Origin of the sequence: Acinetobacter sp. YH12094, from assembly GCF_013419295.1 — a bacterium.
Classification (GTDB): Bacteria; Pseudomonadota; Gammaproteobacteria; order Pseudomonadales; family Moraxellaceae; genus Acinetobacter; species Acinetobacter amyesii.
Genome location: NZ_VPAK01000011.1, coordinates 49,628 through 75,860, shown reverse-complemented (window position 1 = coordinate 75,860; position 26,233 = coordinate 49,628). Strand labels below are relative to the sequence as shown.

Below are 26,233 nucleotides of genomic sequence, written 5' to 3'. Positions count from 1 at the left end.
ATTGGGATGAATGCAGTAGCAGAAAAATTTGAACCGTTTGAGTGGTTGACCAAAGGTATTACGGCGAAGTCACCAAACTTTGAGCCACAGGCACATGGCACTGGGGAGAAACCTTTAAATTATGAAGATCGTTTGGGTGCGATTGCGAGTATGGAGACACAGCTCGCAAAGTCAGTTACAGCGCTTATTGTCTTTGATGGGAAGTGCGAAAGTGATTATGAGTATGTGCGTAATCACTTGGTTAAAATTATGTTAGTCAATGCTAAGGATGATAAGAAGCGGGAGCCTGAGCATATCACCATGAATCATTTGGCTTACTTGATTGCCCGTATGGTAATAGACTTTGCATTAAATCCTGAGCTTGAGGGGAATTTTACAGCGCAAGGTCGATTGTATTATGCGGGTATTAATTCGATGCAGATGCAAGCCGAACTTTATCGTAAGACGTGGAAGCCATACGAAAACCTGATGTGTTTGGCTCTAGAGTCTGCGATTGATGAAGCATCAAATGCAATTAAAGTGTATAAAAAAAATACTTACAATGCGATTAATAGTTAGAAATCCTGTAGGATTGGATTTTATTTAAATCGATAATTTATATGAGAAAAGACATTATTGATCGGCAATTAATTCTAGTAATTATTCTTTGTACATTTGCTTTATTTTTATATGTTAAGACAAGTGATGATCCTCTAATTGATTTTCTAAATGGATCATGTATTGAAAGCTTGTTTCTAAAATTAGAAATAGGAAATAGCCTTTTGAAGGATTTAAGTATAGGAATCCTGGTTAGCACGATTTTTTGGACATTTAACAACTACTTGCCGAGTAAAAAATTAATTAATCAAAAGATTGGGAGACTAAATAGGGCTCTTTATTTAATATTAGAATCCTTCAATGGCAACCCTTTTCATCACGATAAGCATTATATTAATTGCCGAGAATTGAATATTAATGATCTATCAACAATTGAGCATATAAAAGAACTTCTAGATAGTAAGAAAATTTATGGAAGCATGGGGGAAAAATGCTTTTTTGAAATATGTAGTGAAAGTTATGATTTATTCAAATTTTTAAGTATTGCTGCCAATGAAATATCTCCTGAACATGGTGCACTATGGGATTCTTTAACAAGAAATATTACTGTTATTGGTCGCCTATATGAACAGTGGGTTGAAGATAGATCTAAAGACGGGATAAAGGCGGGATTTGATTATTCTAAAGGTACTTTATGGCTTAACTTAACTGAAATTCTAGAAGCTATGGAGAAATGGATGGAGTTAAATAATAAATAGTTTCCATTTTAACGGAATCTAAGCTATAGTTTCACTATACTGGTCGTATTACGGTTATCCGAGACCAAGTGTGTTTTGCACAGGATGTGCAGTAATTTTAAGTACCATTTAAAAAGGAATTTTAATGGAAAAATTTATTGAAAGTATCATCAAATACGGTCTCAACCTTGGTGTTGATAGTGTTTATGAGGCTATCCAAACCGAATTAAATCAAGAGAAAAATATTGGTTCTGAAATAGCCAATATATTTGTTGAAAAAGGGTATAGGTTTTTAAAGACTGAAATCCAACAACTCTGATTTAGTTTGATATTAAAAGCTCGCCAAACGGTGGGCTTTTTTTGTTGCCTGTGAAAAGCCAATTCATAGAACATGCCTTCGAGAAACTTCCCAAAATGGGGCTTGAGCTAGGGTGTGGCAACCCGACCTAAAGAGGATTGAAAGCAAGTAAAGCAGGCCGTGCATGTTAGGTGTGTGTGATTGTGAGTAGCGGTAGATCAGTTGCCGAGCTGATCAATATCGTAATCTAAGGCAAGGGTGTGGTAATTTGCCACGCCCTTTTTAATGCCCTGAGAAATGTTTTTTGTGTAAGCAATATCGGGGCACCTATGGCGGTTCCTATTAATTTCTAGTGGTTTTTAAATTGATTACCGCCACCCAATGCGCTCATGGCAGAAAGGATTATGAATCGGACTTCTATTCCGACTTATGTGGGTTCGAATCCTACTGGGCGCGCCAATATTCAGGAGATTCACATGCTCCAATTTTTAAAATGCTTATTCGGTTTTCATGGTGCGATTGAAATTGATCACACGATCGATGGTGATGAGATAAAAGTTTGTCGTAGTTGTTTGAAGGAATTAAAGTGACTTAATTCAACTTAATCGTTAAAATCACTTAGTAATTAATAGTTTATTTTTAAAATGAGTTAGATCTCAAATAAAATACATACTATTTTACCGATTATTGAAAACCTCCACATTTTGGATTTTAAGTTTCGCCCACGTCGACCCCAATGATGTGGGCATTTTTTTTGATTGAAAATTGCCGAACGTATTACGGCACGCAAAGCCCCTCGCATTCTAGATGTTGAGGGGTTTTTCTTTTCTTATTGGTGGTACCTATGACAGACAAAGTACATGCAAAACACGACTTAGAATTTTGCAGTGCTGAGCTGTCGAAATATCAGAATCTGAGTCGCACTGGTTTGACGCGAAATGAGATGCTGGCAATTGATGGAATCATGATTAAGCTGAAAGAGCGGATTAAGAATTTGCGTGAAGCTTTATATGCGTAGCCCAAAACGACTCGCTGAAATTAGAAAGCTGCCATGCATTCGGTGCGGTAATCCAGACTCACAAGCGGCCCACAGTAATTCAGCAAAGCATGGTAAGGGTAGATCAATCAAAGCCAGTGATGAGTTCACGGTACCACTCTGCCACTCTTGCCACAGTCAATTTGATCAGTTCAAGTTAGGCAATCGCGAAGAAAGCGAAAGGCTGTTTGAGCAGTGGTTGATTAAGACAGAGTTGGTGATGAATATGGAAGACAGAGAGGTTTTTTAAACCCAATTAGGTATTGTTCTAAATTTTACAGTAAAGTGGTTATCTAAATATTTTATGGATGAACTATGAAATCAGAACAATCATTTGAAACCCTAAAGGATGAATTAGGCGAATACCGTTTTGATCCTGCCTTGGTACCTGGGCATGTCAAAAATTATGAATCCTCAATGGGAACATATCATCGCGTAGATAGAATTGAATATGATGATGCGATCTTTTCAATTTTTAGTCTAACTTCATTAACTGAAGATGAAAAATTGTTAATGAGATCAGACTGGGAGCGTTACTGTTCTCGATAGTATTAATATGCCACCTTCGGGTGGTTTTTTTTGGAGTAAGAAATGAAAAATCCTACTCCAAAACTCGAACCCGCAACATTCGTCATTAAGTCATTTGAGGAAGTGGGTAAGGCAATCGCCTACATGCACAAGCATCATGCGAATGCGTTAAGTGATGGTAAGCCTTTAGTCGTTCGGATTGATCAGAAGCAAGAAGATCGAAGTAGGGCTCAGAATCGCTTGTATTGGATGTGGATGAGTCAGTGGGCCAAGCGTCAAGGCACAGATAAAGAATACGAGCACTTGTATTTTAAGAAGCGCATGCTTGCTCGGATTTATGCGCGTGATGATGTTGGTCAATATCGAAAGACGTTTGAAGCAGTCAAAGTTTTAAAAGAGCAAAGTCATCCGATGTATCAGCAGGTGGCGGATGGGTTGAATGAATTAATTAGTACGATGGATGCAACGGTAGATCAATTCACTGAGTATTTAAATGACATTCATGCGTTTTGTAATAAACATGGGTGTTGGTTGAATACGCCTGATGACTTGATGTTTGCTATTGAAAATTAAGCACATATCCCTATATAACTAAAATAATGAATAATATTTTGGGGGAAGTGTATGGAGTGGGTTAAAGAAAAGCTTTGGCAATTGGATGATTTTAGGCAAGCATTTCCAAGTGTTTTTTGGAGTGGTTATATTTTGATATTATTGGTTGTAGCTTCCGCAGTATTCTACTTCCCATTGATATCTAAGATTGCAAACTTTGAAATTTTACATATGAAGCCTTTCTATTTAGTGATTATGGATAATTTGAACACATTAAAGTGGGGCATTATTGTGGTTCCATTAATAGTGGCTTTTATTGGGTGGGGGTTTATTGATGATCTTTACCAGAAAAAGCTAAAACGACATTACCGACACTAAGACTTAAGAAACTATAACCCGCGCAGTGCGGGTTTTTTAGTGGGCGCTAACTATGAAAAGACCTTACCCGCCTGAACATCTTATTGATAAAGACTGGTCGGAAGAATTTCTATTTGAACCAGCTGCAGATATTCATGATTGGCTGCAAGAAACTATTCTCAATCCAAACAGCAAGCTATATAACAAAGACCATGAGCATTTGATTGGTCATTCTGGTATTTGCTTCCTATGGGCCGAAAGTGCATTCGAAAAACAAGGTCGAGTGGTTTTGGGACAGGCTGAGATTGTTCAATTCCAAGCAAGTGGATGGAAGAAATACAGACAAGAAGCTCAACTGATTCGATGGTTTGGATTTTTACCAAAAGCGTTAATCACATTGGACGCACGTTATTGTTCTGACTGTTCTGATTCATCATTCATGGCCTTGGTTGAACATGAGCTTTATCACTTAAAGCAGAAGATTAGTCCTAATGGTGGGCCATGTTATGACAGTCAATCAGGACACGCGATACTGCAAATACGTGGGCATGATGTGGAAGAGTTCTTTGGTGTGGTGCAGCGTTATGGTGGGCATTCAGGAATTCATAAAATGGCAGAGCTTGTTAATAGCGGCCCAACAATTTCTAAGGCAAATATTGCTCATGCATGCGGTACGTGTTTATTGAAGTTGGCTTAATTTTTTAACCTTTTAGCAGGACGTAGCATGACAAAGGGGTAGGTATGGCGGCACTTAAAGAGCCTGTAAAAATCTTTATAGTTCAGTCTCTTGCTTGCTTTGAAACCCCTCAACAGGTAGCGGATGCTGTCAAGCAAAGATTTGGCATCAAAATTGAAAGGCAGCAATGTGAAAACTATGATCCAACAAAATACTCTGGCCGTAATCTAAGTAAGAAATTAAAAGACCTTTTTGAAAAAACTCGAAAGGATTTTAAGACCAATATCGAAGATATTCCCGTGGCTAACAAAGCCTTCCACTTTAAAGAACTCCAAAAAATGTATGACGATTGGGGTAAGAACAAGGTCATGCGGCAGAACGTGCTTAAACAGGCGCAAGGGCTGCTTCAGTCAGGTAAAAGTGCTGGTCCAAGTGGTTTATCTGAAAAAGAGCAAATTGAAATTGAAATGAAGCGCCTAGAACTTGAAAAACTCAAGCGTGAAGTAAATCCACCTGAATCACGACCTCCTGAGGAAGATTACAAAATCAGCCTGAACCCTGATGAGGAAATTCCACATGAGCCAATTCTTTGAGCCCCCAGAGGGCGCAGTACAACTTACACCGAAACAGGCCAATATCTACCTATGGGGCTGGCAGAAAGAAGCGCGCTTTCGTGATGCTGTATGTGGTCGACGTTTTGGTAAAACCTTTTTGGCAAAAGCTGAAATGCGACGAGCTGCACGACTGGCTGCTAAGTGGAATGTGTCGGTCGAGGATGAGATCTGGTATGCAGCACCAACATTCAAGCAGGCAAAGCGTGTCTTTTGGAAACGATTAAAACAAGCTATTCCACCATCATGGCGAGCAGGAAAACCAAACGAAACTGAATGTACGATCACGCTAAAAAGTGGTCATGTCATGCGTGTGGTTGGTCTGGATAACTATGATGACCTTCGTGGATCTGGTTTGTTCTTTTTGATTATTGACGAATGGGCAGACTGTAAGTGGGCCGCATGGGAAGAAGTACTGCGCCCAATGCTTTCAACCTGTAAGTACATTGTGCATGGTGAACAGCGTGTCGGTGGTCATGTCTTAAGGATTGGTACACCTAAAGGCTTTAACCATTGCTATGACACCTTCATGGATGGTCAGCCTGGACATGAGCCTGATTGCCGAAGCTTTTCCTATACCTCATTACAAGGTGGAAATATTCCTGAATCGGAAATCATTGTTGCTAAACGTAAGATGGATCCAAAGACATTCAGTCAGGAATATGAAGCCAGCTTTGAAAGTTATCAGGGCGTTATTTATTACTGCTTTAACAGGGTGCTCAATAGCTCAAATGAAACAGTTCAGGATGACGACACACTTCACATAGGCATGGACTTCAACGTCACCAAAATGGCTGCTGTGGTTTATGTACGTCGTGGTGAAACCATGCATGCGGTAGATGAATTTGTGAATCTGTTTGATACGCCAGCAATGATTGAGGCGATCAAAGAGCGTTATCCAAAACATGAAATCGGGATTTATCCTGATGCTTCTGGGGAAAATCGCAAATCAAATAATGCAAGTGAAACAGATTTAGCACTACTGCGAAAAGCAGGGTTTAAAGTATTTGTTAATTCAAGAAACCCAGCTGTAAAAGATCGCATTAACTCTATGAATGGAATGCTTTGCAATACGTTCAGTGAGCGCCGGTTATTTGTGAATGCTTCTAAGTGTCCACACTTTGCTAAATGCCAAGAGCGTCAAATCTATGATGAAAATGGACAGCCGGATAAAAAATCAGGCTTTGACCATATGAACGATGCAGGAACATACCCGATTGCATACTTGTTCCCAATCAATGAGCAAGTGAAGAGCATCGATATACCAATGTTTGGATTCTAATATGAGCATTACAGCAACACATGCCGACTATGATAAGCACATTGCGACTTGGAATAAGTTGGATGATGTTTGTGGTGGTCAGGAAGTTATTAAGGCAGCAAAAGAGAAGTACCTGCCTAAGCCCTCTCTGTTTAATTCAAAGAATGATCCAGATGGCTCAAATCGCTATAACGAATATTTGATGCGTGCAATTTTCCCCGGTGTGACAAGCCGTACTTTGGCGAGTCATATTGGCTTGGCTTATGGCAAATCACCAATATTCAATAAACCAGATGAATTGGAATATTTAGAGCGCAATGCTGATGGTGCGGGTCGATCTATTTATCAAAGTGCCCAACGTGCAACACGCTTGATCAACCGAAATTACCGCTGTGGAGTTTATGTTGATTTCCCAAATGTTGCTCCAAGTCGTAGTAAGGCAGAGGAAAAGTCTAAAGGTGCTTTTCCGATGATTCATATCATTAAGGCGGGTGCAATCAAGGATTGGGATTACATCATTGTTGGCAACCAGAAAAAGCTAAGTTTTGTGAAGCTGCTTGAGACGGTAAAAACCCGCAATGGATTTAAGGTTGAAACTAAAGATCAGTATCGAATTTTGGCGCTTGAAGAAGGTGGTAGCGGCTTTGTTTACACAGTTCAAATTTATACGAAGAACGATAAAGGCGAATGGGTAGAAGGAGAGAAGTACATTCCAACTGATTACCATGGTCAGCCTTGGGATTATATTCCATTCACATTCTGCGGCGCGGTAGATAACTCAGATGAAATTGGTACAGCACCACTGTATGAGTTGGCAACGATGGAGCTGTCTTATTACACCAGTACCGCTGATGTTGAAGAGTCAGCATTCATTGTTGGTCAGCCAACTTTGTGTTTCCCGAATATTACTCAAGAACAGTACGCCATGGTAAAGGAGTCAGGAGCTAGTGTTGGTAGTCGCTCAGGTATTCCTACAGATGCAAAGATGATCCAAGCGGAAAAAAATGGACTGGCTTATGAGCGTATGAATGATAAGTGGGATCAAATGAAAGAGCTTGGCGCTCGATTAATTGAAGTCGGTTCCGCTAATAAGACAGCGACTCAGGCAGACAATGATAGCTCAGTCCAACATTCAGTTTTGTCACTCGTTGTAGCCAATGTATCTGAAGCATTTACCAATGCACTGCGCTGGTGTGCCAAATTTGTGATGCCTGAACATGATCTAAAGGTGGATGAACTGAGTTTCACTATTGCTCAGGATTTTAATAAACCAAAATATGACCCAACACGCTCAAAATTGATTTATGAAGTTTGTCTTGCAGGTGATTTGCCGATGTATGTTTGGTACCACTACGAGCAGACCGGCACCTTCCCTGAAGATAAATGGGAAGACATCGTGAAGAAAATTGAAAAGCGTGAAGATGGTGGAATTGATTCACTAGATGATAAGGATTAAAAATGAACATTTCAGCGCAGAAAGCCTTGGTTGATGCGCTGAGCCAACATTCAGCTTATCTCTACCGCGCATCATCTCAAGCAGTAAATGAACTTACAGCTCAGTTTAATAATCTTTCCAATAGCCAGTTAAACCGCTTAGTAGATATCTTAAACGAGCTGTCAGACTCAGAGCGAAATGCACTTAAAAGCCTAAACTTTTCGAGTAAGGCTAAATCAAGTAAAAACATTGAAGATATTAAGACCATTCTGAATGAGTGGTTCAAATCAATTGATGTGGACTTGTTTGAGCAGTTCGATAAATCAGCATTGCAGTTGGCCGTTTATGAGGCTTCATATTCTGCGAAGTTGGTTGCTGGTACTGCTGCGGTAGTCAATGCTGAAAAGATATATAAGGCCGCAAAGAAAGCACCTTTTTCAGGTGGTGCTTTGGTTGATTATCTATTTGCAGATATCGCAGCAACACTACGAAAGAAAGTTGAAAGTGCAATTCGCGATGGTATTTCACAAGGGCAGACCAATCAGCAGATTGTGCAACGAATCAAGGGGCGAAAGGCTTTAGATTATAAAGATGGCTTACTTAAGTCGTCACGTGAATCAATTGAACATCAAGTAAGAACAGCCCGCAGTCACATTAGTACTGCAACTTATATCGATACGTACAAGACGCTTGGGTATGAGTATGTAAAAGTTGTAGCCACTTTGGATGGGCGCACTTGTAAGTACTGCGCATCAATCGACGGTGACGTATTTTCTATCGATGATCCATTGCGGCCAAGATTTCCAGTGCATCCAAATAACCGCACAACATATATGCCTTGCAATAAGGATGGTGAGATTGGTGGATTACGGCCTTTTGTTATGGATGAGCGTAAAGTCAAAGATATTCCCAAGGATGAGCGCAAACATATTATTGGCCAGCTTGATGCCAATACATCATTTAAAGAGTTTTTCGAGCAGTCGGATGAGTTCTTTCAGCGCACTTGGCTGGGTAAATCTAAGTATGAGCTTTATAAAAAAGGTGAGTACAGCATTGATAAGTTTGCTGATCCGCTGAATAAGCGTGGTTATACGTTGGATGAGTTGAAGGTTTTAGATAAAAAAACCTTTGAATTGTTAGGTGTTTAAATATAATAGTCATCACTATTTTAACTAGGCAGATAACAACAATGAAGCTTTTCGCATTTCTATTTTGTGTAATTGTATCAAGCACCTCTTTTGCTTCAACTCAAAAAGACTTTGAACTTAAATATTACAAGTTAATGGAGCGATACGTTCAAACACAATCGGACAGAAATCAAGTGATTTCTACAGAGGCAAAGAATGAGCAAGAGGATCTAGCTAGGTCCTATAAACTTAAAGCTCTAGATTGCAAAGGTTGGAAAGAGAATATTGAACTTTATGATTTTGTCTTAAGTAGATTTAAGGAGTATGAGGGAGCTTCAGAAGGTGTCCGAGCAATGGGATACACCAAAGAAAGCCTGCAAGATGAGTCTGAATGGTTGCGTGAGCAATTAAACCAACCAGAGAACAAATGCAAATAATCCAAATCATGACCCGAAAGGGCTTTCTTTAGGTCATAAGGACATCTCAAAAGCAGTAACAGAAGTTTAACTTGCAGAAAACAAACTTTAGAAATTCGAAGGATATTGCTTTTTTGCAATTACCCAAAAAAACTAAATTCAAATAGAGCACCTCCCGAGGTGCTTTTTTATTGCCTGCTGAAAGCGGATGCGGACAGCGTAACGAGCGGATGCTCATTTTAGAAATAGGGTCGGATGACTTATGAAACTTAAAACACAAACAATCGACGGTAAGACATATGCGGAAGTAAATGAGCAAGGCTTGCCTTTGTATATTCACGATGATGGCAAAGAAGTAGCACATGATGCTGCCCAAACCATAGCTACCATTTCACGTTTGAATGGTGAAGCTAAAACAAACCGTGAACGCTATGAAAAGGCTGAATCTACGCTTAAAGCATTCGAAGGCATTGAAGATCCAGCAGCTGCTAAAAAAGCTTTAGAAACTTTGAAAAACTTCGACGATAAAAAACTGGTGGATGCTGGTGAAGTCGAAAAAATTAAACTGGAAGCGATTAAGGCGGTTGAAGAAAAATACGCACCTATTGTCCAGGAGCGTGATGCCTTCCAAACCCAACTGCATAACGAACTTATTGGCGGTGGTTTTGCTCGTTCTAAGTTCATTCAAGACAACATCGCTGTACCGGTAGACATGATTCAAGCCACGTTTGGAAAGAACTTCCAGATCGAAAATGGCAAGGTCGTGGCAGTTGGTGCCGATGGTCAAAAAATCTTTTCACGCACTCGCCCGGGTGAAATCGCAGACTTTGATGAAGCTTTAGAAACTTTGGTTGGCGGATACCAACATAAGGATTCAATTTTAAAAGGTTCTCAAGCTGGTGGTGCGGGTTTTCAGGGTGGTGATGGAAACAAATCGGGCCCTAAATCTTTGGCTGAATGCAAAACCAAAGAAGAAAAGATTGCTTACATGAAGCAAGTGGGCGAAAAAGCATAAATTAATTTAAGGAGAGGCATATGCCTTTTGATTTACAGGTATTTAACAAGCAAACCTATGCCGCAATGACAGAAACGGTGGCACAGGACATTAATAAATTCAACGAAGCATCACAGGGTGCAATCCAATTGATCAATGAGCCTTTCGGTGGTGATTTCAACATCGAAGCATCGTTCAAGGCAATTGCTGGAATTGTGCGTCGTCGTAATGCTTATGGTACAGGTACAGTTACCGCAAAACGTTTAGAACAATTACTTGATGTGGCTGTAAAGGTTGCTGCAGGCACTCCGCCGATTGAGTATGAAAAACAGCAGTATTCTTGGATTCTTCAAAACCCTGAACTTGCTGCCTTAACAATTGGTGAGCAGTTGGCCAAAGCGCGTTTAGCTGACATGCTGAATGCGGGAATTTTGGGTGCATCTACAGCAATTTCAGGAAATACCAATGCCGTGCATGGTGACGGTACTGATGCTGCATCATTCCGCTTGCTTAACAAAGGTGCTGCGAAACTTGGTGATCGTTCAAGCGCAATTCGTGCTTGGATTGTTCACTCTACAACAATGCACAACCTGTTTGACAATGCTCTGGCCAACTCAGAAAACCTGTTCCGTTATGATGGTGTGAATGTGGTTCGTGATCCGTTTGGTCGTGTGTTTGTGGTGACCGATGCGCCTGCCTTGGTAGGTGATAATGCTGGCACTGCATTCTACAACTCGCTAGGCCTCGTAGAAGGTGCTGTTGTCGTGAATGACAACAATGACTTCAATGCTGAATTGGTGCCGGGCACCGGTGGTGAGAATATCAAGTACACCTACCAAGCTGAGTGGACATTTGGTGCAGGTGTGAAAGGTTACGCATGGGATACCGCTACTGGTGGCAAATCTCCAACTGATGCAGCAATTGGCACTCCAACTAACTGGGATCTGATCGCATCAAGCGTGAAAGATACAGCTGGCGTCCTAATTAAGTCTGCTTAAATGAAGTGCCCCGAAAGGGGCTTTTCTTTGCCTGATTGGAAATAGAAAACATGAAAAAAGAATCTAATAAACGCCTATATTTCACGGATGACTTCTCTCCCGAAAATGTGGCAAAACTTCAAGGTGAAGGTTATATCCTCCGCAAAGCTAGTGCTTATCACGAAGCTGATACTTTGGAACCGTGCTCAGAAGTGGCTGGTGATGTTCCTAAGGCTTATCTAGATCTGATTAAGCGCAATAATTCCAATATTGTCACCATTGAAGCAAAAGTTGGCATCACACCAGAACTTCAAGCCACGATTGATGATGCGAAAGCTGAATATGAAAAGGTTGTTGCTGAAAATGTGGAGTTGAAAGAACAACTAGCCACAGCCCAAGGTGAATTCATTGCATTCAAAAATGATGTTGCTGCTATGCAGGCGCGTATTGATGAATTACAGCCACCTACCAAAAAGCCAACTGCTGCGGAATTGAAAGCAGCTAAAGCCGCAGAAGAGGCGGCTAAAGTAGAACAACCAAAGGAATAACCCATGAGCTTTATTACCCAAGAACAGGCTGAGCAGATTATGGGAGCAGACTTTGCACCAGCTGGTGATAAAGCTCGCCTCATTAAATTAGCCAACACATGGATGCGTAACGAAGTCGGATCTGTTCCTGATCCAATTGATCCAATCCTGATTGATGCCGCATGTGAAATTATTAAAGGCATTCAAGCTGGTGTGATTTACGCGGGCATTGCTCGTCAAACTACCAGTGAAAGCGTAAAAGCAGACACAGTGCAGGTCACTGAAAGCTTTGCTGAAGGTAGCGTTGAGGTGTCCGAGTTCGAGCAGATTGCGCGAGCCTTTATTGGCTCTCTAGATTTAAAGCCAAAAGGCTTCGGGTTTGAGGTGTTTCGGGCATGATTAAAAACAAAATCCAAGCCAAGGTTGCGCAAGCATTCAGTACAAAATTGGCCGATGCTGTCGATACCTTCACTTGTGAAAAGTTGATTTACTCAGGCGAGTTTGATTTTGAAACGCAGACTTATCCGATTGTTGGCGATGAATCCTATTCAGGGCGTGGCGTTCTGTTTGGCTCTTATCAAAAAGACTTGGTGAAGCCGACTGATTATCAAGCCGAAGATGCAAAAGCGATTGTTCTGCAAAATGAAGTGACCGCTGTGCCACAGATTAATGATGTTTGGGTAACCAATAAAGGCGATTTCAAAGTCGTGAATATTGGGGCAGACCCAGTGGCAGCGACCTATACGCTTCAATTGAGAAAGGTGGGCGCATGATCAACAACAACTATGTACCTGAATGGCATATCTCACCTTTTGAACACTCGAAATACACTCTAGTCCGCAATCAAGATCAATTTGATTTGTTGTTTGATGATGTGACTGATACGCAAGAGTTCATGCATTTGGGCGCAGGTGCTCAGGTTGATTATTACGATGGTGGCAAACACTGCATTGTTCAGCTTGGTGATTGCAGCGAAACAACATTGATTGAGGTACATGGGCTTTTGCTGCATGAAGCTGTACATATTTGGCAGAGGATTATAAAGCTGATGGGTGAGAAAAAGCCCAGCACTGAATTTGAAGCCTATTCAATACAGCGTATTGCTCAGGATCTATTTTCAATGTTTCAGGAGAGTGAAACTGATGATTTACATTGATGATTTAAACCTAATTCAACGTGCAGTTGATTCAGATCAGGCGTTTCATGTTGATGTTCGCGCTACTAACATTAAATCGGTGTTTTTAAATGGCGAGCAGATTCGAGATGCCTTTTATGTGGATTTGGAAAAAGGCTTCTTAATTCGAATCAAGACTGATATTGAATGTCGGCCAGTTATGATTAGTGGTGAATTGGCGCATGAAATTTTATTTGGTGATGTGACTGTTGAATATCGAGAATAGCTATGGGGTGGAAAAACAAACCGACTAATTTTGCGCTTGAGGTGGTGAAGAATGCAGACGACCATCTCAAAAAGATTGTGGGCGAAACACTTCAGCAAGTCATTGTGCGTTCCCCTGTAATGGATGGTGAATTTAGAGCATCACACAAAGTTACGCTTGATTCACCAGATAACTCATACCAAAAAAATTATGACGAATCAGGCTCAGAAACATTAAATCAAGGTCTTAAAGTGGCTGCCTCGGCTAAGTTTGGCGGCCTAGTCTATATCCAAAGTAATAGTCCGTATGGCATTCGTTTAGAAAATGGTCACTCTCAACAAGCGCCAAATGGTGTTTATGCACTTTCATTTCAGTATGTATGTGAGAAATACAAATGATGACAAATACTCAAGCCTTGCGGGCTATTTTGGCACGTGTGGGTACATTCACTGGAATGCCTAAACCAAACATCCAATTAGCAAATAATCCGCTTGTTGATGGTAAACCTTTTGAGCCGCCAGCAAATGAGTTATGGGCCAAGATCACCGTTAAAAATGCAGGGAGTTTTATTGCAGAAATAGGATCTAAGCCAAGTACGCGCACTACCGGTATTGTTTATATCCAATTGTTTGCACCGCTAAATACAGGCACAGATTTGATATCTCAGATGGCTGACAAGTGGGCTGAACATATGCAGTTCCATAAAAAGGATGAGTTGGAGTTGCGTGAAGCTTCTATTATTGATGTAAGCACTTATGGTGAACTTTATTACCAGTACAACGTGAATATTTCGTACGTAGTGAGCTAAACCCAAATTCTTATTTAGCCGTCCTTTTAGGGCGGTTTTTTTATGCCTAAATTCAGGAGACAACTATGTCAAAGGGCACTGATGTGGTAATCCACATTGCGAAAGAAGAAACACCTAATACTTTGCCTGCGGTGCCAGTGTGGCATACGTTGCGTCGAAATTCAGACTCACTCAAAAAGACGGTATCAATGACACAATCTGATGAGATTGTAGATTCGCGTTTTGAGCAAGGTTCTGTGGCAAGTTCAGCTGAAGCAACTGGTAGTATCGAATTTGAATTATCAGCTTTAAGCCAAGATATGTTTTTTGAAGGTGTTGCTGGTAATTTATTTGTTGACTCAGGCACACCAAGTGTTTCTACTTTGGAAATTGGTGGTGACACACTACCAACATACACAATTGTTAAGCACGACAAAAAAGTCGGGTTTATTCAAGTTTTCACGGGTTGTCGAATTGGTGAGCTGACCATTCAAGGCGACACAGAAGGGAAAATCACAGGCACAGCTTCAATTAGTGCAACCGGCTATAGCAATCCAACAGCAACACCAGTAGTAAATCCTGTTGCAGCCACAGATACTCCATTTATGTCATCAATCAACGTGAATGAGTTTAAAATTAGTGGTGTGTCCACAGTTGGAACGGCTTGTGCCGAGTCCTTCACAATTACTATCAATAACAATCTGACTGCTAAGCCATGTTTGGGTAACGGTAGTTTGATTCCAAACCGCTACACAGAAGGTAATGTCACCATTACTCTAAACGTGACTTTGGCACTTACAACCACATCTAAAGCTTGGATTCCTTACGTTGAATCACGTGAAACTATGACAGCTGAAATTGGCATGGAAGATTCAAAAGGTAATGCCTACGGTTTTAATTTCACGAAGCTGGAGCTTGATAACGAAGGGCTTTCAGATACCAATAAAAATGATGACCACACTATGGCGATGGAATTCCGTCATGTGAAAGAAGCGCCAACGATTACACGCACAACAGCTTAACAATGGCCCCATAAGGGGCTTCTATTTTGGAAAAGAAAATGACCTTAGTTGTAGAAATTGAAAAAAGCAAAGAAACATCTCTTTGGAAAGAATACAAAGATGCTGAAGGTAACGTATTAGCTCGCTTCAAGATTCGTGGTGAGGCATATAAACCATATCGTGTTGCATTAGAACGAGCACAGAATCAGGTCGCATCTAAAGGTTATGTAGTATCTACGGCCAGTGGTGAAGATAAGCTTTATCATGAATTATTACTTGAAGCCGCTGCTTGCCACCTTATTGAAGACTGGGATGGTGTATCTTTCCGTGAAAATGGCAAAGAAACTGAGCAGCCTTATACACCTGAGAACGCCACTAAGTTGTTAAACATGGGTGATGTTGGGGTGGCGATCTGGGCTTTTGTGAAATCTCATGCAGAGCAAATTCAATTAGAAGCAGATGCGGTTAAAGCTGATACTTTGGGAAAGTCACAAAGCTCTACGAATGGCATGCAGGAGACGGTGGACTAACGGAGTTTCAAAAGAAGATCCGTGAAAAGCAAGGGCGCAAGCTAGATGATGCGCCTGAGTTTAGTTATACAGCCCACGCTATTTTGAGTGCTTTCAATGTGATTGCACGGGGGCGTTCATATCATCCTGTAACTATGCCGCTAGATGGTAGTCATATCAATGCGTATCTTGAGTTATATGAGTCACCGTGTGAGCTGCATATCTTTGTTGAGTGTGTATTTGCTTTGGATAATTTGTTTTTGGATGGGGTGAGGGGGAAATCAACGTGAGTTGGCTTCTTTTGTTGATAAATAGCCAGTTTGATGATGCTCCGCGACAACATTTAACACACTTATTATGGAAAAGAGTACCCATTTAGACTTACATGTGGTAACCGAAAAACATTGACCGAAAAATAGCAATCGAATATAGTTGCATATAACCCTAGTATTATTTGATAGTTAGGGTATTTTTGTCTAAGGAATAAAGCTATGAAAAAATTACACTTAAATTTGTTAAACGTAGTGGCTTTAGTTGTATGCTCAGAGGGCTGGGACTTGTAAGAATGTTTAAATTAAATGAGAGCAGAGTTGCAATTATATTAGCAGTCTCTGCTTTTTTTGTGCTTTTAATTCCTAAAGTTCCAATTGTGGTGGACTTTGCAAATTTCAATAGTTGGGTGCGAGCAGACTTATTCTTATTTATTCAAACTATTGTTATTGCAATATCAGCAGTAATTGCATTTCTTACTATTAATGCTTCCAAAAAAACATCTAGGGAGCGAGCTACTCTAGATATCATTATTGATGATTACAGAGATACAAACCTGTTTGAGGCCAAAACAAATATTTATGACTTTATTGACAATAAGGATGAATATAAAAAGAAAAACTCTGATGTGTCTAAGGATGCCTTGGTAGAAATTTGCAGGGCACATGATTCTGAGCTAAGTGACGGTGATAGAATTTTAAAAAGACATCTAATGTTGGTTCTGAATAGAAATGAGTTTTATGCGAGTGCTATTAATACTGGATTACTGGACGAAACACTATTCAAGCGGGTTCACTGCTCAAATATTTTGAAAATATGGGACAAGCTTTACCCGACTATTAATCAGATTAGACAGGTTGCAAAAAAAGATACGATTTTCAAAGATCTTGAAATTTTAGCCTTACGCTGGAAAGCCAATCCACTCAAATCAGAAGATATCAAATAACCTCCTTCGGGAGCTTTTTAATGCCAAAAGAAAAGCACCCTAGGGTGCTTTTTTTATTGGGCCATTTTGAATAACTATGTCTTTAATTTCTACGAGTTTTACATTCCTCTCTGCATCAACTACAAAGCATGAGGTTTTATTGCAAACATTTGTTAGTTTGTAGGTTGAGGGCTTATTTTGTCCTTTTTCGATGAATGCGGGAAATATAGTGTAGTTGGTTTCCTTAGGAATATTTGTACTAAAATTTGTTTTATGGTTGTGTTCAGCAATTTTAAATCCCTCGCTTTGCAAGTTCTTTCCGGCACTAAATACTGCAAATATAGCGAGTACAATTATTAGAAGTACAAAATAGTGGGCAATAATCCGAAGGATGGTTTCATCTCCACTAATTTGACTGTTGGCCCCGTATGCGGAATGAGCTATATGCTGATATGTGATTTTATTTTTATTAAGTTTTTTTAGAGAAAATTTGACTGAATCGCAATTAGAGAACGGTGGGCGACGCTTCCTTTTTTTAAAAATATATTCTATTTGGTAGGGGGTGATTTGCAGACTCGTAATTGGAAAATACTTTAACTTTTTATGTTGATCATAAAATTTAAATCTTACTAAATATAATATAAACAAAAAGGTGGTGAAAATAACACCCGTAATAAACTCTGCATCTTTACGAGAGTAGCCCGCAAAAAAAGAGATTACGAGAATTGCAGTTAGAAGCGTTAAAAATCTGTCAGGTGCAACAACAATGCCATCGACTAATGTTGTAGATAAGGATAACTCAAAGAAACTTATGGGCACGCCAAAGTATTCTGCATACCCAAAGTTGTACCAATAACCACACCAAAATAAAAAAGCGGTAAAAACGGTGATAATTAAAGCAAGATCAATATTAAAAGAAAATTTCATATTTTTATTAAGTAGATAGATTTTAGAAATTACACAACCTCGGATTGAGGCTGTGGAAGAAAGCACCAGATATGGTACTTAGTCAGCACTGACTTACTTTTCTTGGTTTAATAACGACCTTCAAGACCATTTAGTCTGCGGTCATTCTCAAACTGATCTTGTTCCAGTGCTGCAACTTCATCTTCAATCTTTGCAACGCGTTCTGGCATGTCTTTAAGCTTCAAGAGTTCATTGAGTATCGATTTAGCCCAAGCCTCCAATTTATCAGGATCAGTGATGTTCTTTGGGTTGGTTGGCTCAGGAAGATTATCAAGCTCAAATGTTCTCTGTAGTCGCAATTGAGCCTCAGCATTAATAGATCTGCTGTTTTGTTTAGCGGCATCAACTATCTGCTGTTTTAGCTCAGATGGTATGCGTAAATTAAATTGAACATCTTCAGACATTTTTAGTCCTAATATTTTGATAGCACTTGTTAGCAAAATATGTTGACATAAGTTTTATTTGTTTGCTATGTTAGCAATTGTTAGCTAATGCTAACATTGATCTGGAGATAGGGATGGCAAGACAAGACCCACAGGTAAACGTGCGTATACCTGAAAAAACATTGGAGCGATTCAAAGAGGAGACTCATAAGGATCGTAGAACTATCACAGCTCAGCTAAATATGATCATTGAGGAGTGGTTGGATAAGCGAGCAAAAGAGAATGAAGCAAAAGCATAAACTTATAGGCAATAAAAAACCCCTACATCTTGGCGGACTCGGGGCTTTAAATGTCGACAAACTACAGGATTATCAACAATGAATAGTTTAACCCAAATCGCAGTACCTTTCCACAATGCTGAATTGTATATCGTGGAATTTGAAGGGCAGCCATATACACCAATGAAACCCATTGTTGATGGTATGGGGTTGGATTGGAAAAGCCAGTTTGTGAAATTAAAACAGCGCTTTGAACAAGGTATGGTGGAAATCACCATACCTACTAAAGGTGGTTTGCAAACCATGCTTTGTATATTGCTTCGAAAGCTACCGGCATGGCTTTATTCAATTCATGCAAACAAAGTAAAACCCGAACTTCGAGACACGGTTATTAAGTATCAAGAAGAATGTGACGATGTGCTTTGGGATTACTGGACAAAAGGTAAAGCTGTAAATCCTCGCAAAACTACCCCGAAGGATCGTGAAAATTTACGTCACGCTGTATCGAATCTGGTATCGCGTGTGAAAATCAATTTTTCAAATGCATACAACATGGTTTTGCAGCGGTTCAATGTGAAAAGCATTGAAGAAATACCACTGGATAAACTCGATGATGCGGTTGAGTATGTGCATGGTCTAATCCTGACCTTTGATAAGGTTCAGCACCACTCACCAATAGATGTAAATGCAATTCAAAACTGTCATGGCGTATTGCAATATCGCTTGATTGAATATCATGAGCAGCTTGAAAAAGAGGTGAAGCGCTTAGGCGGCAAGATGCCAGAACACCCAACATTTAATGCTGAGCAGGTAGCGCAGGCTTTAATGTCGCAGATACTTCAAGGTAAGCAGATGACTGTAAAACTACACTATCAAGGTGGATTTGCAATTGATCTTGTACCTGATGATGCTGTGATGATTGAAGCTAAAAACATCCCTGAGCTTGTAAGTCGAACTGACTTAGTGAGCAAAGATCAGCCTCCATTGATTATGCAAAATGCAATGGATCGGTTAGTCAAATAAGGTGGTGATATATGAGTAATGATTTTGATTTAGATAAAAGCATCTTGGTAATGACTCGTGAGGAGTTACTTGAAGAAGTGGCAGATAGGATTCAGTGCACTAAAGAATTAATGCTTCTCCATCGAAAAGAGGAATTAATGCTAAGGCAGGAGAATAAGGTGCTTCAAGATGCTCTAAGCCGGATCGCCACTAGCCTCAAGGATTCTACTAAAACCATATCGGTATGGAAAAATACTAGCTACCTCTTAACAGTGATATTAATTGTTTTGGCAGCCACTATATTAATTAAGTAAACACAAACCACTCTTCGGAGTGGTTTTTTTGTACATAAATTAGTATCTTGTTCTAAATTAATAAATTGGGGCTGGGCGTGAAATCCAAACTATTTGTTTTTATAACCTTATTTTGTTACTCAATAGCTCATGCTGATTTAATAGACAAGCATACTAAAGTGCTTGAGGAAGGAATGTACTACCCAGAACCAATAGCAACTAGCGATCCAGAATTAAAAAACCAAATTTGTTCTGCGGTTTTTAGTTTTGCGGAAAACTCCTTTAAAGCAAGACAAAATGGTGCAAGCGCAGAGGAAATGTTTTCTGTAATTAATGAGAAGGATGAGCCTTCAGTAAAAAAAGCTATGCAATCAATAATTGTTGATAGCTTCAAATACCCAATTATGTATAGTGGAGATGGCTTAATCTCTGCTGCTTCCGATTATGCAAACCGGTTTTACATCGACTGCATGAATTAACTTTAAACAATACAAAATATCCGCCCATGTGGCGGTTTTTTAAACCCAAAGAAAAACCCCGATGCGGCAAACATCGGGGTTTTTTGATTCCACTCAACCGAGAAGCAAAGAGGAAATGTATCTATGCCTGAAAGTATAACAGTGATTATTAAATTTGTAGAGGCAATCATGGATAAATATGGTTTCTGGAAAGTAACATTCATCATCATATTGATGATAATTGCATGGAAGTCACCTGAATTAGTATCAGCAATCAAATCCTAAACCGACCCAAACGAGGTCGGTTTTTTATTATCTGCGTAGACTTTTTGCAAATAAATGATTACTTTATCACCTTTATTTAGGGGGTAATATGAAAAAATTATTAGCAATCGGTACTTTATCTTTAATTTCATCTTTGGCTTTGGCAGATAAGCCTTTGTTGATTCAACAAGGCACGCCCGAACCAATGAGCAGCTACGAAACCCCTGTAGCGGAAACACAATACACACCATTGCAACCAACAAGATATAAAAACGAGACAGCGCTTAATGCTTCGTTAATGCTTGAGTATTCAGCTCAGAAAGGCAAATTTGCAAATGATATTGATGAAGATCTAAAGGGTTTTGGTATCGGGATTTCATCAACTCCACACCGAAATGGTTATTGGGGTAAGTTTGAATATCAACAGAGTGACAATTACGATGGTAGCGCATACGAATTTTCATTCGGTGGCCACTTAAACCTGATTAATGCTAACGGCTTTTATTCGTTGGCAACCTTGGGTACAGGGGTGAGTATTTTAGAAGCCGATGGGTTTGATAATTCTACCTATTGGACGCTGCCAGTTGGTTTGGAGTTGGGATATACACCTATACCAAATCTTTCTGTTTATGGTGGTGTTGGATATAAATGGTCTTGGGATATCTCAGAAGATGGTGAAACACGTTGTAATGATGGAACGTGGAGTGATAGCACAGGATCAGGTACGTGTTCTTGGCATGGCGGCATTGATTATGATTACTCATCAAGCTACATCGGTGACTTTGACGGCGTTACCTACAAAGCCGGCATTCGATATAACTTCTAAAAGTAGAACCGCCCAAGTGGCGGTTTCTTTTTGCCCGAAAAATTAGTATCTTGTGAGCTCTTATAAGAGGGTCTTCACATGAGAAATATATTTATTACTGGGGTTATTAGTTTTGGTTTGGTTTTGAGTGGGTGTGCCACTACTCCTCAGCAACCAGTAGAGCCCGTAAAATTTGAAAAAGTTTATCAGATGGGTGAATTAAAACAGGCCCAAGTCTATGATGGTGCCAGACAGTGGTTTGCAACCGCTTTTAGGTCAGCCAATGCTGTAATTCAGTATGAAGATAAGGCTACAGGATCAATTATTGGTAAGGGTAATATGCAGTACCGCTGCGCAGGATTTGCTGACTGCATGACTATGACAGGATCTGATCGTGTCGATTTTACTGTACGTGTAGATACAAAAGATGGTCGTATGCGTGTTGGCTATGACAACCTAACCCACTATAAGCCAGCGCAGGTGATTAGTGGTGTTCGGTATGCTGAAACAAATAGACCTATCACTGCTAACTATCCATCAGCCAAGGTAATTGTTGATGAGCTAAATAAATTATCTGATGAGATGGCCGAAAAGATCAAAACACAACAAAAAGTCAATAGCGACTGGTAATAGCATCAACCTCCTTCGGGAGGTTTCTTTTTATCCCGCAAATTAGTATCTTGTTCTAAATTATAAATTGGGGTGAAGGTGTGAAGAAGATTGTTTTGTTGCTATTTAGCTTAGTTGGTACTGGTGCGCTCGCTAGTGATATTTATACTTTTAAAAATTCAGATGGCGATACCATGCTATCAAATCGCCAGCCCGATGAGAAAAAATTTACTGAAATCAAAAAAATTAAAATTGATAATTCTGCTTATGAGGATTGGAGATATAGCTGCTCAAAAGACAAATTCAATGGCCAGAAAAGTTGCTCACTGCATAAAGCATACAGCAATATAATGGTTAGTATTTTTGATGGTCGCTATAGTGTTTATGTTGGGCGAAATCACTTTCCACACACTCAAAGTGCCATAAAAATTGATAATAATGTTCCAATTTATGGCTATGAGGGATCGAGCAACACCCCGCAAAAAGTTATTGAGCAAATGAAAAAAGGGAAAGTTGCTTACACACGATATAAAGAATGGCCTTATGAATATAATCAAGATGGTGAAACCGACTTAACTGGATTTACTGAAAAATACAATGAAATGCTAGAAGAGTACAAAAAGCTCTAGTCAATACAATCAAACCAACCTCGCTTTATGCGGGGTTTTTTATTGCCTGCAGGAACGCAAAATGACCACACAAATAAGCCGTTTAGTGATTGAGATTGACTCCCGCAATGCTTTACGCAACGCACAAGCCATTGGTAGAGAGCTTGAAAATATTGATAGAAACGGTATACACGCGTCGCGCTCTATGGATAGTGTGTCTGTAGCTACCCGTCAACTTGCTGGGCACATGGCAGGACTACTAACTGTTGGTGCGGCAGTAGCAAAAATGGATGCCTATACTGGCATGCAAAACCGATTAAAACTGGTTACAGAGTCGCAAGAGCAATTAAATTTAGCAATGAGTGATACTTTCGTTATTGCTCAGAAGTCCTACCAATCATGGGATTCTGTGATTCAGGTTTATCAGCGCTTTAGTGATAATGCGAAAACACTAAAAATTGATATGGCTAAAACAGCCGAATTAACAGAAACAGTTTCGAAAGCTGTTGCAATTTCAGGTGCAAGCACTCAAGCAGCTGAAGCAGCATTAACCCAATTTGGTCAAGCGTTAGCCTCTGGTACATTGCGTGGTGAAGAGCTCAACTCAATTCTTGAACAAACGCCAGCTTTAGCCAAAGCAATTGCTCAGGGTATGGGTATTACAGTTGGTCAACTTCGCTCTGTTGCCGCTGAGGGTAAGATCACTGGCGAAGTTCTGGTTGATGCACTAACTAAATCAAAAAAATCTGTAGATGAATTATTCGCCAAAACCGATGTAACTATTGGGCAGTCGCTTCAATTGCTGAGCAATGAGGTTACAAAATTCACAGGCGAAGCAGGCAAAGCGTCTGGCGCTGCAACCACTCTAGCTAGTGGAATTCAAGTACTGGCAAATAACCTTGATGCTATCGCAGGCATTGCCATGGTTGGTGGTGCAGCATTACTTACCAAGACCATTCTTACTCAAACAGTAGCTATTCGCGGATCAATTTCCGCTACTTTGGAGCGCCGCGCAGCAGATACAGCAGCCATACAATCTCAAGTTCAATTGGCAGCAATTGAAGTACAGCGAACGCGCCAAGTTGCAGCACTAGCTTTAACTGAAATCAACTTAGCACGTCAGGAATTAAATAGCGCAACAACACGCCAAGCACGAGCTGCCGCAACTATGCGATTAACTCAGGCAGAGATTGCACACAATATTGCCGTTAAGCAGAGCACAGCAGCCGTAGCCACTCAAACTGCTGCTGAAAATGCACTAAATGCCAGTCGTTCACGCGGAGCTATGTTGCTTGGTTTGGTTGGCGGCCCAATTGGTGCAATCACAATCGGTGTGGCTGGATTAACTGCAGGATACATGTATCTTCAAAAACGCACAGCAGAAGCCAATGCAAAACTCGAAGAGCAAGGCAAGGTAGCTGAGAAAACCAAGGAAGAACTTTTGGCTCTAAAAGGTGTTCAGCTTGATGTTGCTAAAGATGATTTGGCGGCATCATTTGAAGACCAGAACGACAAATTAAATAAATTGAACTTGTCGTTTAATGGCTTTATTCGCACGGTTAAAAATGCGAATGTGGGCAATAAAGAAGTCCGTGAAATCTCAGATCAGGTGCACAAAGGATTGATGTCACAAGCTGATGCTATCGAGAGATTGAACAAACTAAAACTATTAACACCTGAGCAAAAATCCCAAGGTTTGGATTTAATCAAGAGCTATGAAGAAGCTAGAGTCAAGGCTCAGCAAAATGCAGATGCTCAAAAAACTCTAGGTCAGCAAGTAACTTTATCTGGTAATGCTGCATCTAATGCCGTTGGCAAAGTAAACGATAACACCAATGCAATGTATAACAATGCTGATGCAGCAAATGCCGCGGCAGACGCACAGTCTAAGTACATTTCAAATCTACAGAAAGGTGCTGCACAAACTATTATGACCAACAAGCTAATCGCCAAGGGATGGGAGATTGAGCGTGCAAAAATGGCATCACAAGCAGCCTTTGAAAATGGAGGGAAGGTTTCAGCAAAAGATATTCAAATTATTGATATGAATATCGCGGCAAATAAGAAACTGCAAGCCTCAGAGGATGCAATTGCCAATGCTAAAAGAGGATCATCTAAGGCATCGAGAGCAGCTTTATCACAGCAAAAGAAAGATGCTAAAGAAGCGGATCGTTTGGCTGAAAATCAAGCCAAGTCACGCATTGATATCGATTACAGATATCTTGATGAATTTAAGAAATTCCGCGCTGATTATCTTCGTGAGGTTGAGGAGATAAACAAGGCGAATTTTGGAAGTGAAACTTCAAGCATGCTTAAAAAGGCTGAAGAAAAATATCTATTTGAGGAGGAAATGTATCTTCGGCAAGTCACTGAAGAGATAAATGCTCACAAGTGGTCTGAAAACCAAAAGCTTAAATACTTCTATGAAACGCAAAGAATCATTGTGAGTGAGTCTGGTAAATACAATGACGAAATTAAGAGCTTAAAGCTAAATGCTCTCAAGGAGCAGGAGGCCCACGAACTCGGCCTCATCAAACTTGCCAAAGAGCAGCGGATTTTTCAAATGCGAGAAGCTCTTTTATCTGAAACTGAAGCAATGCAAGAGCGATACCGTTTAGAGCGTGAGCAGATTCTTCTAAATTCAAATATAGATAAAGAGGAAAAGCAGCGTCAGATTGATTTAAGTAAAGCAGCTCAACAGGAGGAAAATCGTAGACGCTTAAATAATGCTGTTCAACAATGGGGGCAAACTCAAGCCGACATGAATGGCACAGGTGATCAATTTTCGCTGGAGCAAGAACGCTTTGATCGATACGACCAGTCGCAAGCTCTTTTTGACGCTGAGATGGCGATGGCCGGTGAAAACTATGCATTAAAAGAGCAGGCTTATCAGTCGCATCATGACCGAATGGCGGAAATTGAGCAAAACTACCGCATGTCATCTATACAACTTCAAATGGGCTATGCAGGAAATATTGTTGACTCTATTGCAAGCATGATGAAATCGATGGGTGGTGAGCAATCGAAGGGGTATCGTGTCATGTATGCTGCATCCCGCATGTTTACCATTGCGAATGCTACACTTGCGTTAATTGAGAATGTGTCAAATGCTTCAAAGGTTGGCTTCCCACTTAATATTCCACTGATTGCAGGTGCTTTTGCTCAGGGTGCAACTATTGCATCAATGTTAAGTGATGCGCCTCAAGGCTTCGCAACTGGTGGTCTAATTCGTGGTCCCGGCACGGAAACAAGCGACAGTATTCCAATTATGGCCTCAGATAAAGAGTTTATGGTGCGTGCTGCTGCTGTTAAGAGTATAGGGGTAGATAACCTCAACTATATAAATGAGTATGGTGAGTTGCCGAAAGACACTTATCGTGTCGGTAGCGGGACTGTGGATGCGATTAAATCCAACAGGATGGCAGGTGAAGTTATTGTTCAGCCCCAGATCAATATCAATGTGCCGCCCGGATATACAGCAAAGCAAAGTCTGGGTGCTGACGGCACTGTGGATATTGATGTGGTTCGCCAAGAAATTGCAGGAACATTTAACAGGATACGAAAATCAAATAGCACCGAGAGTCGCATACTTCAAGAAACCTTTGGATTAAGCCCCTCAAGATAGGA

Annotated in this window: 37 protein-coding genes and 1 tRNA gene; 35 read left to right on the top strand and 3 right to left on the bottom strand. The window is 40.3% G+C overall.

All coding sequences use genetic code 11. From position 1 onward, the window contains the following. The first annotated feature begins 6 nt into the window (after positions 1-6). The 27 genes from FTU34_RS10120 to FTU34_RS09995 all read left to right on the top strand — a co-directional run bounded on the left by FTU34_RS10120 (position 7) and on the right by FTU34_RS09995 (position 16,961). A complete protein-coding gene (locus FTU34_RS10120; protein ID WP_180035572.1) occupies positions 7-558 on the top strand; it encodes a hypothetical protein in 552 nt (183 codons plus the stop codon). A gap of 41 nt (positions 559-599) precedes the next feature. Then, positions 600-1,295 carry a hypothetical protein gene (locus FTU34_RS10115; RefSeq protein ID WP_180035573.1) on the top strand — a complete coding sequence of 232 codons (696 nt, stop codon included), beginning with the start codon at positions 600-602 and terminating at the stop codon, positions 1,293-1,295. A 124-nt stretch (positions 1,296-1,419) separates the two neighbouring features. Then, on the top strand, positions 1,420-1,593 hold the full coding sequence (locus FTU34_RS10110; RefSeq protein WP_180035574.1) for a hypothetical protein: 174 nt from the start codon (positions 1,420-1,422) through the stop codon (positions 1,591-1,593). A gap of 362 nt (positions 1,594-1,955) precedes the next feature. Beyond that, positions 1,956-2,031 (top strand) — tRNA-Arg (locus tag FTU34_RS10105). Positions 2,032-2,416: 385 nt separating this feature from the next. Beyond that, positions 2,417-2,590, top strand: coding sequence for a hypothetical protein (locus FTU34_RS10100; RefSeq protein ID WP_180035575.1), 174 nt, complete (start codon positions 2,417-2,419; stop codon positions 2,588-2,590). After that, positions 2,583-2,858 (top strand): hypothetical protein, encoded by a 276-nt coding sequence (locus tag FTU34_RS17885; RefSeq protein WP_257226270.1) that lies wholly within the window; start codon positions 2,583-2,585, stop codon positions 2,856-2,858. The genes FTU34_RS10100 and FTU34_RS17885 overlap by 8 nt, the downstream gene beginning before the upstream one ends. 65 nt (positions 2,859-2,923) lie before the next feature. Continuing rightward, a complete protein-coding gene (locus FTU34_RS10095) occupies positions 2,924-3,157 on the top strand; it encodes a hypothetical protein (protein WP_180035576.1) in 234 nt (77 codons plus the stop codon). A gap of 42 nt (positions 3,158-3,199) precedes the next feature. Beyond that, on the top strand, positions 3,200-3,709 hold the full coding sequence (locus tag FTU34_RS10090) for a hypothetical protein (protein ID WP_180035577.1): 510 nt from the start codon (positions 3,200-3,202) through the stop codon (positions 3,707-3,709). Between the two features lie 51 nt (positions 3,710-3,760). Beyond that, a complete protein-coding gene (locus FTU34_RS10085; RefSeq protein ID WP_180035578.1) occupies positions 3,761-4,066 on the top strand; it encodes a hypothetical protein in 306 nt (101 codons plus the stop codon). Positions 4,067-4,118: 52 nt separating this feature from the next. Continuing rightward, entirely contained in the window at positions 4,119-4,742 is a 624-nt protein-coding gene (locus FTU34_RS10080) for a putative metallopeptidase (protein ID WP_180035579.1), read from the top strand. Positions 4,743-4,786: 44 nt separating this feature from the next. Then, on the top strand, positions 4,787-5,314 hold the full coding sequence (locus FTU34_RS10075; protein ID WP_180035580.1) for a DUF2280 domain-containing protein: 528 nt from the start codon (positions 4,787-4,789) through the stop codon (positions 5,312-5,314). After that, positions 5,298-6,614, top strand: coding sequence for a terminase (locus tag FTU34_RS10070; protein ID WP_180035581.1), 1,317 nt, complete (start codon positions 5,298-5,300; stop codon positions 6,612-6,614). The genes FTU34_RS10075 and FTU34_RS10070 overlap by 17 nt, the downstream gene beginning before the upstream one ends. A 1-nt stretch (position 6,615) precedes the next feature. Continuing rightward, a complete protein-coding gene (locus FTU34_RS10065; protein ID WP_180035582.1) occupies positions 6,616-8,049 on the top strand; it encodes a DUF4055 domain-containing protein in 1,434 nt (477 codons plus the stop codon). A 2-nt stretch (positions 8,050-8,051) separates the two neighbouring features. Next, positions 8,052-9,176, top strand: a complete 1,125-nt coding sequence (locus FTU34_RS10060) for a minor capsid protein (protein WP_180035583.1) — start codon at positions 8,052-8,054, stop codon at positions 9,174-9,176. A gap of 41 nt (positions 9,177-9,217) precedes the next feature. Next, entirely contained in the window at positions 9,218-9,592 is a 375-nt protein-coding gene (locus FTU34_RS10055) for a hypothetical protein (RefSeq protein ID WP_180035584.1), read from the top strand. A 241-nt stretch (positions 9,593-9,833) separates the two neighbouring features. Then, positions 9,834-10,586 (top strand): DUF6651 domain-containing protein, encoded by a 753-nt coding sequence (locus FTU34_RS10050; protein ID WP_180035585.1) that lies wholly within the window; start codon positions 9,834-9,836, stop codon positions 10,584-10,586. A gap of 20 nt (positions 10,587-10,606) precedes the next feature. Continuing rightward, positions 10,607-11,563, top strand: coding sequence for a major capsid protein (locus FTU34_RS10045; protein ID WP_180035586.1), 957 nt, complete (start codon positions 10,607-10,609; stop codon positions 11,561-11,563). A gap of 50 nt (positions 11,564-11,613) precedes the next feature. Continuing rightward, on the top strand, positions 11,614-12,090 hold the full coding sequence (locus FTU34_RS17880) for a hypothetical protein (RefSeq protein ID WP_257226269.1): 477 nt from the start codon (positions 11,614-11,616) through the stop codon (positions 12,088-12,090). Between the two features lie 3 nt (positions 12,091-12,093). Next, positions 12,094-12,468, top strand: coding sequence for a hypothetical protein (locus tag FTU34_RS10035; protein ID WP_180035587.1), 375 nt, complete (start codon positions 12,094-12,096; stop codon positions 12,466-12,468). Then, on the top strand, positions 12,465-12,842 hold the full coding sequence (locus tag FTU34_RS10030) for a glutamate 5-kinase (RefSeq protein WP_218950066.1): 378 nt from the start codon (positions 12,465-12,467) through the stop codon (positions 12,840-12,842). Before FTU34_RS10035 ends, FTU34_RS10030 begins: the two co-directional genes overlap by 4 nt. Next, a complete protein-coding gene (locus FTU34_RS10025; RefSeq protein WP_180035588.1) occupies positions 12,839-13,225 on the top strand; it encodes a hypothetical protein in 387 nt (128 codons plus the stop codon). Before FTU34_RS10030 ends, FTU34_RS10025 begins: the two co-directional genes overlap by 4 nt. Beyond that, a complete protein-coding gene (locus FTU34_RS10020) occupies positions 13,212-13,469 on the top strand; it encodes a hypothetical protein (protein ID WP_180035589.1) in 258 nt (85 codons plus the stop codon). The genes FTU34_RS10025 and FTU34_RS10020 overlap by 14 nt, the downstream gene beginning before the upstream one ends. A gap of 2 nt (positions 13,470-13,471) precedes the next feature. After that, the gene (locus FTU34_RS10015) at positions 13,472-13,846 is read left to right on the top strand and encodes a hypothetical protein (protein WP_180035590.1); all 375 of its coding nucleotides are present in this window, start codon (positions 13,472-13,474) and stop codon (positions 13,844-13,846) included. Beyond that, complete coding sequence (locus tag FTU34_RS10010) at positions 13,843-14,256, top strand: phage tail terminator-like protein (RefSeq protein WP_180035591.1); 414 nt, start codon at positions 13,843-13,845, stop codon at positions 14,254-14,256. The genes FTU34_RS10015 and FTU34_RS10010 overlap by 4 nt, the downstream gene beginning before the upstream one ends. Positions 14,257-14,321: 65 nt before the next feature. Continuing rightward, complete coding sequence (locus tag FTU34_RS10005) at positions 14,322-15,257, top strand: phage tail tube protein (protein WP_180035592.1); 936 nt, start codon at positions 14,322-14,324, stop codon at positions 15,255-15,257. Positions 15,258-15,295: 38 nt separating this feature from the next. Then, a complete protein-coding gene (locus tag FTU34_RS10000) occupies positions 15,296-15,766 on the top strand; it encodes a hypothetical protein (RefSeq protein WP_180035593.1) in 471 nt (156 codons plus the stop codon). A gap of 544 nt (positions 15,767-16,310) precedes the next feature. Next, positions 16,311-16,961: a DUF4760 domain-containing protein gene (locus tag FTU34_RS09995; protein WP_180035594.1), complete on the top strand. Its 651-nt coding sequence runs from the start codon at positions 16,311-16,313 to the stop codon at positions 16,959-16,961. A gap of 39 nt (positions 16,962-17,000) precedes the next feature. Here FTU34_RS09995 and FTU34_RS09990 read toward each other — a convergent pair whose 3' ends face one another. Beyond that, positions 17,001-17,867, bottom strand: coding sequence for a hypothetical protein (locus FTU34_RS09990; RefSeq protein ID WP_180035595.1), 867 nt, complete (start codon positions 17,865-17,867; stop codon positions 17,001-17,003). Positions 17,868-17,974: 107 nt separating this feature from the next. Continuing rightward, complete coding sequence (locus FTU34_RS09985; protein WP_180035596.1) at positions 17,975-18,310, bottom strand: Arc family DNA-binding protein; 336 nt, start codon at positions 18,308-18,310, stop codon at positions 17,975-17,977. A 113-nt stretch (positions 18,311-18,423) separates the two neighbouring features. Here FTU34_RS09985 and FTU34_RS09980 point away from each other — a divergent pair, with 113 nt between their 5' ends. The 4 genes from FTU34_RS09980 to FTU34_RS09965 all read left to right on the top strand — a co-directional run bounded on the left by FTU34_RS09980 (position 18,424) and on the right by FTU34_RS09965 (position 20,341). Then, a complete protein-coding gene (locus tag FTU34_RS09980) occupies positions 18,424-18,588 on the top strand; it encodes an Arc family DNA-binding protein (RefSeq protein WP_180035597.1) in 165 nt (54 codons plus the stop codon). A 78-nt stretch (positions 18,589-18,666) separates the two neighbouring features. After that, a complete protein-coding gene (locus FTU34_RS09975) occupies positions 18,667-19,590 on the top strand; it encodes a phage antirepressor N-terminal domain-containing protein (RefSeq protein WP_180035598.1) in 924 nt (307 codons plus the stop codon). An 11-nt stretch (positions 19,591-19,601) separates the two neighbouring features. Next, positions 19,602-19,883, top strand: coding sequence for a hypothetical protein (locus FTU34_RS09970; protein ID WP_180035599.1), 282 nt, complete (start codon positions 19,602-19,604; stop codon positions 19,881-19,883). A gap of 77 nt (positions 19,884-19,960) precedes the next feature. Continuing rightward, entirely contained in the window at positions 19,961-20,341 is a 381-nt protein-coding gene (locus FTU34_RS09965) for a hypothetical protein (RefSeq protein ID WP_180035600.1), read from the top strand. 2 nt (positions 20,342-20,343) lie between these two features. Here FTU34_RS09965 and FTU34_RS09960 read toward each other — a convergent pair whose 3' ends face one another. Next, positions 20,344-20,598: a hypothetical protein gene (locus FTU34_RS09960; protein WP_180035601.1), complete on the bottom strand. Its 255-nt coding sequence runs from the start codon at positions 20,596-20,598 to the stop codon at positions 20,344-20,346. A 95-nt stretch (positions 20,599-20,693) separates the two neighbouring features. Between FTU34_RS09960 and FTU34_RS09955 the strand changes: the two genes are divergently transcribed. From FTU34_RS09955 to FTU34_RS09940, 4 genes are all read left to right on the top strand, one after another. Further along, positions 20,694-21,410, top strand: coding sequence for a hypothetical protein (locus FTU34_RS09955; protein WP_180035602.1), 717 nt, complete (start codon positions 20,694-20,696; stop codon positions 21,408-21,410). Between the two features lie 78 nt (positions 21,411-21,488). Beyond that, positions 21,489-22,019, top strand: coding sequence for a DUF4468 domain-containing protein (locus tag FTU34_RS09950; RefSeq protein WP_168377570.1), 531 nt, complete (start codon positions 21,489-21,491; stop codon positions 22,017-22,019). A gap of 80 nt (positions 22,020-22,099) precedes the next feature. Then, the gene (locus FTU34_RS09945) at positions 22,100-22,627 is read left to right on the top strand and encodes a hypothetical protein (RefSeq protein ID WP_180035603.1); all 528 of its coding nucleotides are present in this window, start codon (positions 22,100-22,102) and stop codon (positions 22,625-22,627) included. 61 nt (positions 22,628-22,688) lie between these two features. Continuing rightward, a complete protein-coding gene (locus FTU34_RS09940) occupies positions 22,689-26,231 on the top strand; it encodes a tape measure protein (RefSeq protein ID WP_180035604.1) in 3,543 nt (1,180 codons plus the stop codon). Positions 26,232-26,233 lie beyond the last annotated feature (2 nt).

What these genes read in the sequence shown, in the direction of transcription:
- FTU34_RS17885 (WP_257226270.1), top strand. Translation starts at nt 2,583, where the DNA reads ATGCGTAGCCCAAAACGACTCGCTGAAATTAGAAAGCTGCCATGCATT.
- FTU34_RS09995 (WP_180035594.1), top strand. Translation starts at nt 16,311, where the DNA reads ATGTTTAAATTAAATGAGAGCAGAGTTGCAATTATATTAGCAGTCTCT.
- FTU34_RS10115 (WP_180035573.1), top strand. Translation starts at nt 600, where the DNA reads ATGAGAAAAGACATTATTGATCGGCAATTAATTCTAGTAATTATTCTT.
- FTU34_RS10085 (WP_180035578.1), top strand. Translation starts at nt 3,761, where the DNA reads ATGGAGTGGGTTAAAGAAAAGCTTTGGCAATTGGATGATTTTAGGCAA.
- FTU34_RS09950 (WP_168377570.1), top strand. Translation starts at nt 21,489, where the DNA reads ATGAGAAATATATTTATTACTGGGGTTATTAGTTTTGGTTTGGTTTTG.
- FTU34_RS09985 (WP_180035596.1), bottom strand. Translation starts at nt 18,310, where the DNA reads ATGTCTGAAGATGTTCAATTTAATTTACGCATACCATCTGAGCTAAAA.
- FTU34_RS10070 (WP_180035581.1), top strand. Translation starts at nt 5,298, where the DNA reads ATGAGCCAATTCTTTGAGCCCCCAGAGGGCGCAGTACAACTTACACCG.
- FTU34_RS10050 (WP_180035585.1), top strand. Translation starts at nt 9,834, where the DNA reads ATGAAACTTAAAACACAAACAATCGACGGTAAGACATATGCGGAAGTA.
- FTU34_RS17880 (WP_257226269.1), top strand. Translation starts at nt 11,614, where the DNA reads ATGAAAAAAGAATCTAATAAACGCCTATATTTCACGGATGACTTCTCT.
- FTU34_RS10025 (WP_180035588.1), top strand. Translation starts at nt 12,839, where the DNA reads ATGATCAACAACAACTATGTACCTGAATGGCATATCTCACCTTTTGAA.
- FTU34_RS09975 (WP_180035598.1), top strand. Translation starts at nt 18,667, where the DNA reads ATGAATAGTTTAACCCAAATCGCAGTACCTTTCCACAATGCTGAATTG.
- FTU34_RS10095 (WP_180035576.1), top strand. Translation starts at nt 2,924, where the DNA reads ATGAAATCAGAACAATCATTTGAAACCCTAAAGGATGAATTAGGCGAA.
- FTU34_RS09940 (WP_180035604.1), top strand. Translation starts at nt 22,689, where the DNA reads ATGACCACACAAATAAGCCGTTTAGTGATTGAGATTGACTCCCGCAAT.
- FTU34_RS09980 (WP_180035597.1), top strand. Translation starts at nt 18,424, where the DNA reads ATGGCAAGACAAGACCCACAGGTAAACGTGCGTATACCTGAAAAAACA.
- FTU34_RS10000 (WP_180035593.1), top strand. Translation starts at nt 15,296, where the DNA reads ATGACCTTAGTTGTAGAAATTGAAAAAAGCAAAGAAACATCTCTTTGG.
- FTU34_RS10080 (WP_180035579.1), top strand. Translation starts at nt 4,119, where the DNA reads ATGAAAAGACCTTACCCGCCTGAACATCTTATTGATAAAGACTGGTCG.
- FTU34_RS10020 (WP_180035589.1), top strand. Translation starts at nt 13,212, where the DNA reads ATGATTTACATTGATGATTTAAACCTAATTCAACGTGCAGTTGATTCA.
- FTU34_RS10015 (WP_180035590.1), top strand. Translation starts at nt 13,472, where the DNA reads ATGGGGTGGAAAAACAAACCGACTAATTTTGCGCTTGAGGTGGTGAAG.
- FTU34_RS10005 (WP_180035592.1), top strand. Translation starts at nt 14,322, where the DNA reads ATGTCAAAGGGCACTGATGTGGTAATCCACATTGCGAAAGAAGAAACA.
- FTU34_RS10010 (WP_180035591.1), top strand. Translation starts at nt 13,843, where the DNA reads ATGATGACAAATACTCAAGCCTTGCGGGCTATTTTGGCACGTGTGGGT.
- FTU34_RS10065 (WP_180035582.1), top strand. Translation starts at nt 6,616, where the DNA reads ATGAGCATTACAGCAACACATGCCGACTATGATAAGCACATTGCGACT.
- FTU34_RS10090 (WP_180035577.1), top strand. Translation starts at nt 3,200, where the DNA reads ATGAAAAATCCTACTCCAAAACTCGAACCCGCAACATTCGTCATTAAG.
- FTU34_RS09990 (WP_180035595.1), bottom strand. Translation starts at nt 17,867, where the DNA reads ATGAAATTTTCTTTTAATATTGATCTTGCTTTAATTATCACCGTTTTT.
- FTU34_RS10045 (WP_180035586.1), top strand. Translation starts at nt 10,607, where the DNA reads ATGCCTTTTGATTTACAGGTATTTAACAAGCAAACCTATGCCGCAATG.
- FTU34_RS10055 (WP_180035584.1), top strand. Translation starts at nt 9,218, where the DNA reads ATGAAGCTTTTCGCATTTCTATTTTGTGTAATTGTATCAAGCACCTCT.
- FTU34_RS10030 (WP_218950066.1), top strand. Translation starts at nt 12,465, where the DNA reads ATGATTAAAAACAAAATCCAAGCCAAGGTTGCGCAAGCATTCAGTACA.
- FTU34_RS10075 (WP_180035580.1), top strand. Translation starts at nt 4,787, where the DNA reads ATGGCGGCACTTAAAGAGCCTGTAAAAATCTTTATAGTTCAGTCTCTT.
- FTU34_RS10120 (WP_180035572.1), top strand. Translation starts at nt 7, where the DNA reads ATGAATGCAGTAGCAGAAAAATTTGAACCGTTTGAGTGGTTGACCAAA.
- FTU34_RS10035 (WP_180035587.1), top strand. Translation starts at nt 12,094, where the DNA reads ATGAGCTTTATTACCCAAGAACAGGCTGAGCAGATTATGGGAGCAGAC.
- FTU34_RS10060 (WP_180035583.1), top strand. Translation starts at nt 8,052, where the DNA reads ATGAACATTTCAGCGCAGAAAGCCTTGGTTGATGCGCTGAGCCAACAT.
- FTU34_RS10110 (WP_180035574.1), top strand. Translation starts at nt 1,420, where the DNA reads ATGGAAAAATTTATTGAAAGTATCATCAAATACGGTCTCAACCTTGGT.
- FTU34_RS09970 (WP_180035599.1), top strand. Translation starts at nt 19,602, where the DNA reads ATGAGTAATGATTTTGATTTAGATAAAAGCATCTTGGTAATGACTCGT.
- FTU34_RS10100 (WP_180035575.1), top strand. Translation starts at nt 2,417, where the DNA reads ATGACAGACAAAGTACATGCAAAACACGACTTAGAATTTTGCAGTGCT.
- FTU34_RS09955 (WP_180035602.1), top strand. Translation starts at nt 20,694, where the DNA reads ATGAAAAAATTATTAGCAATCGGTACTTTATCTTTAATTTCATCTTTG.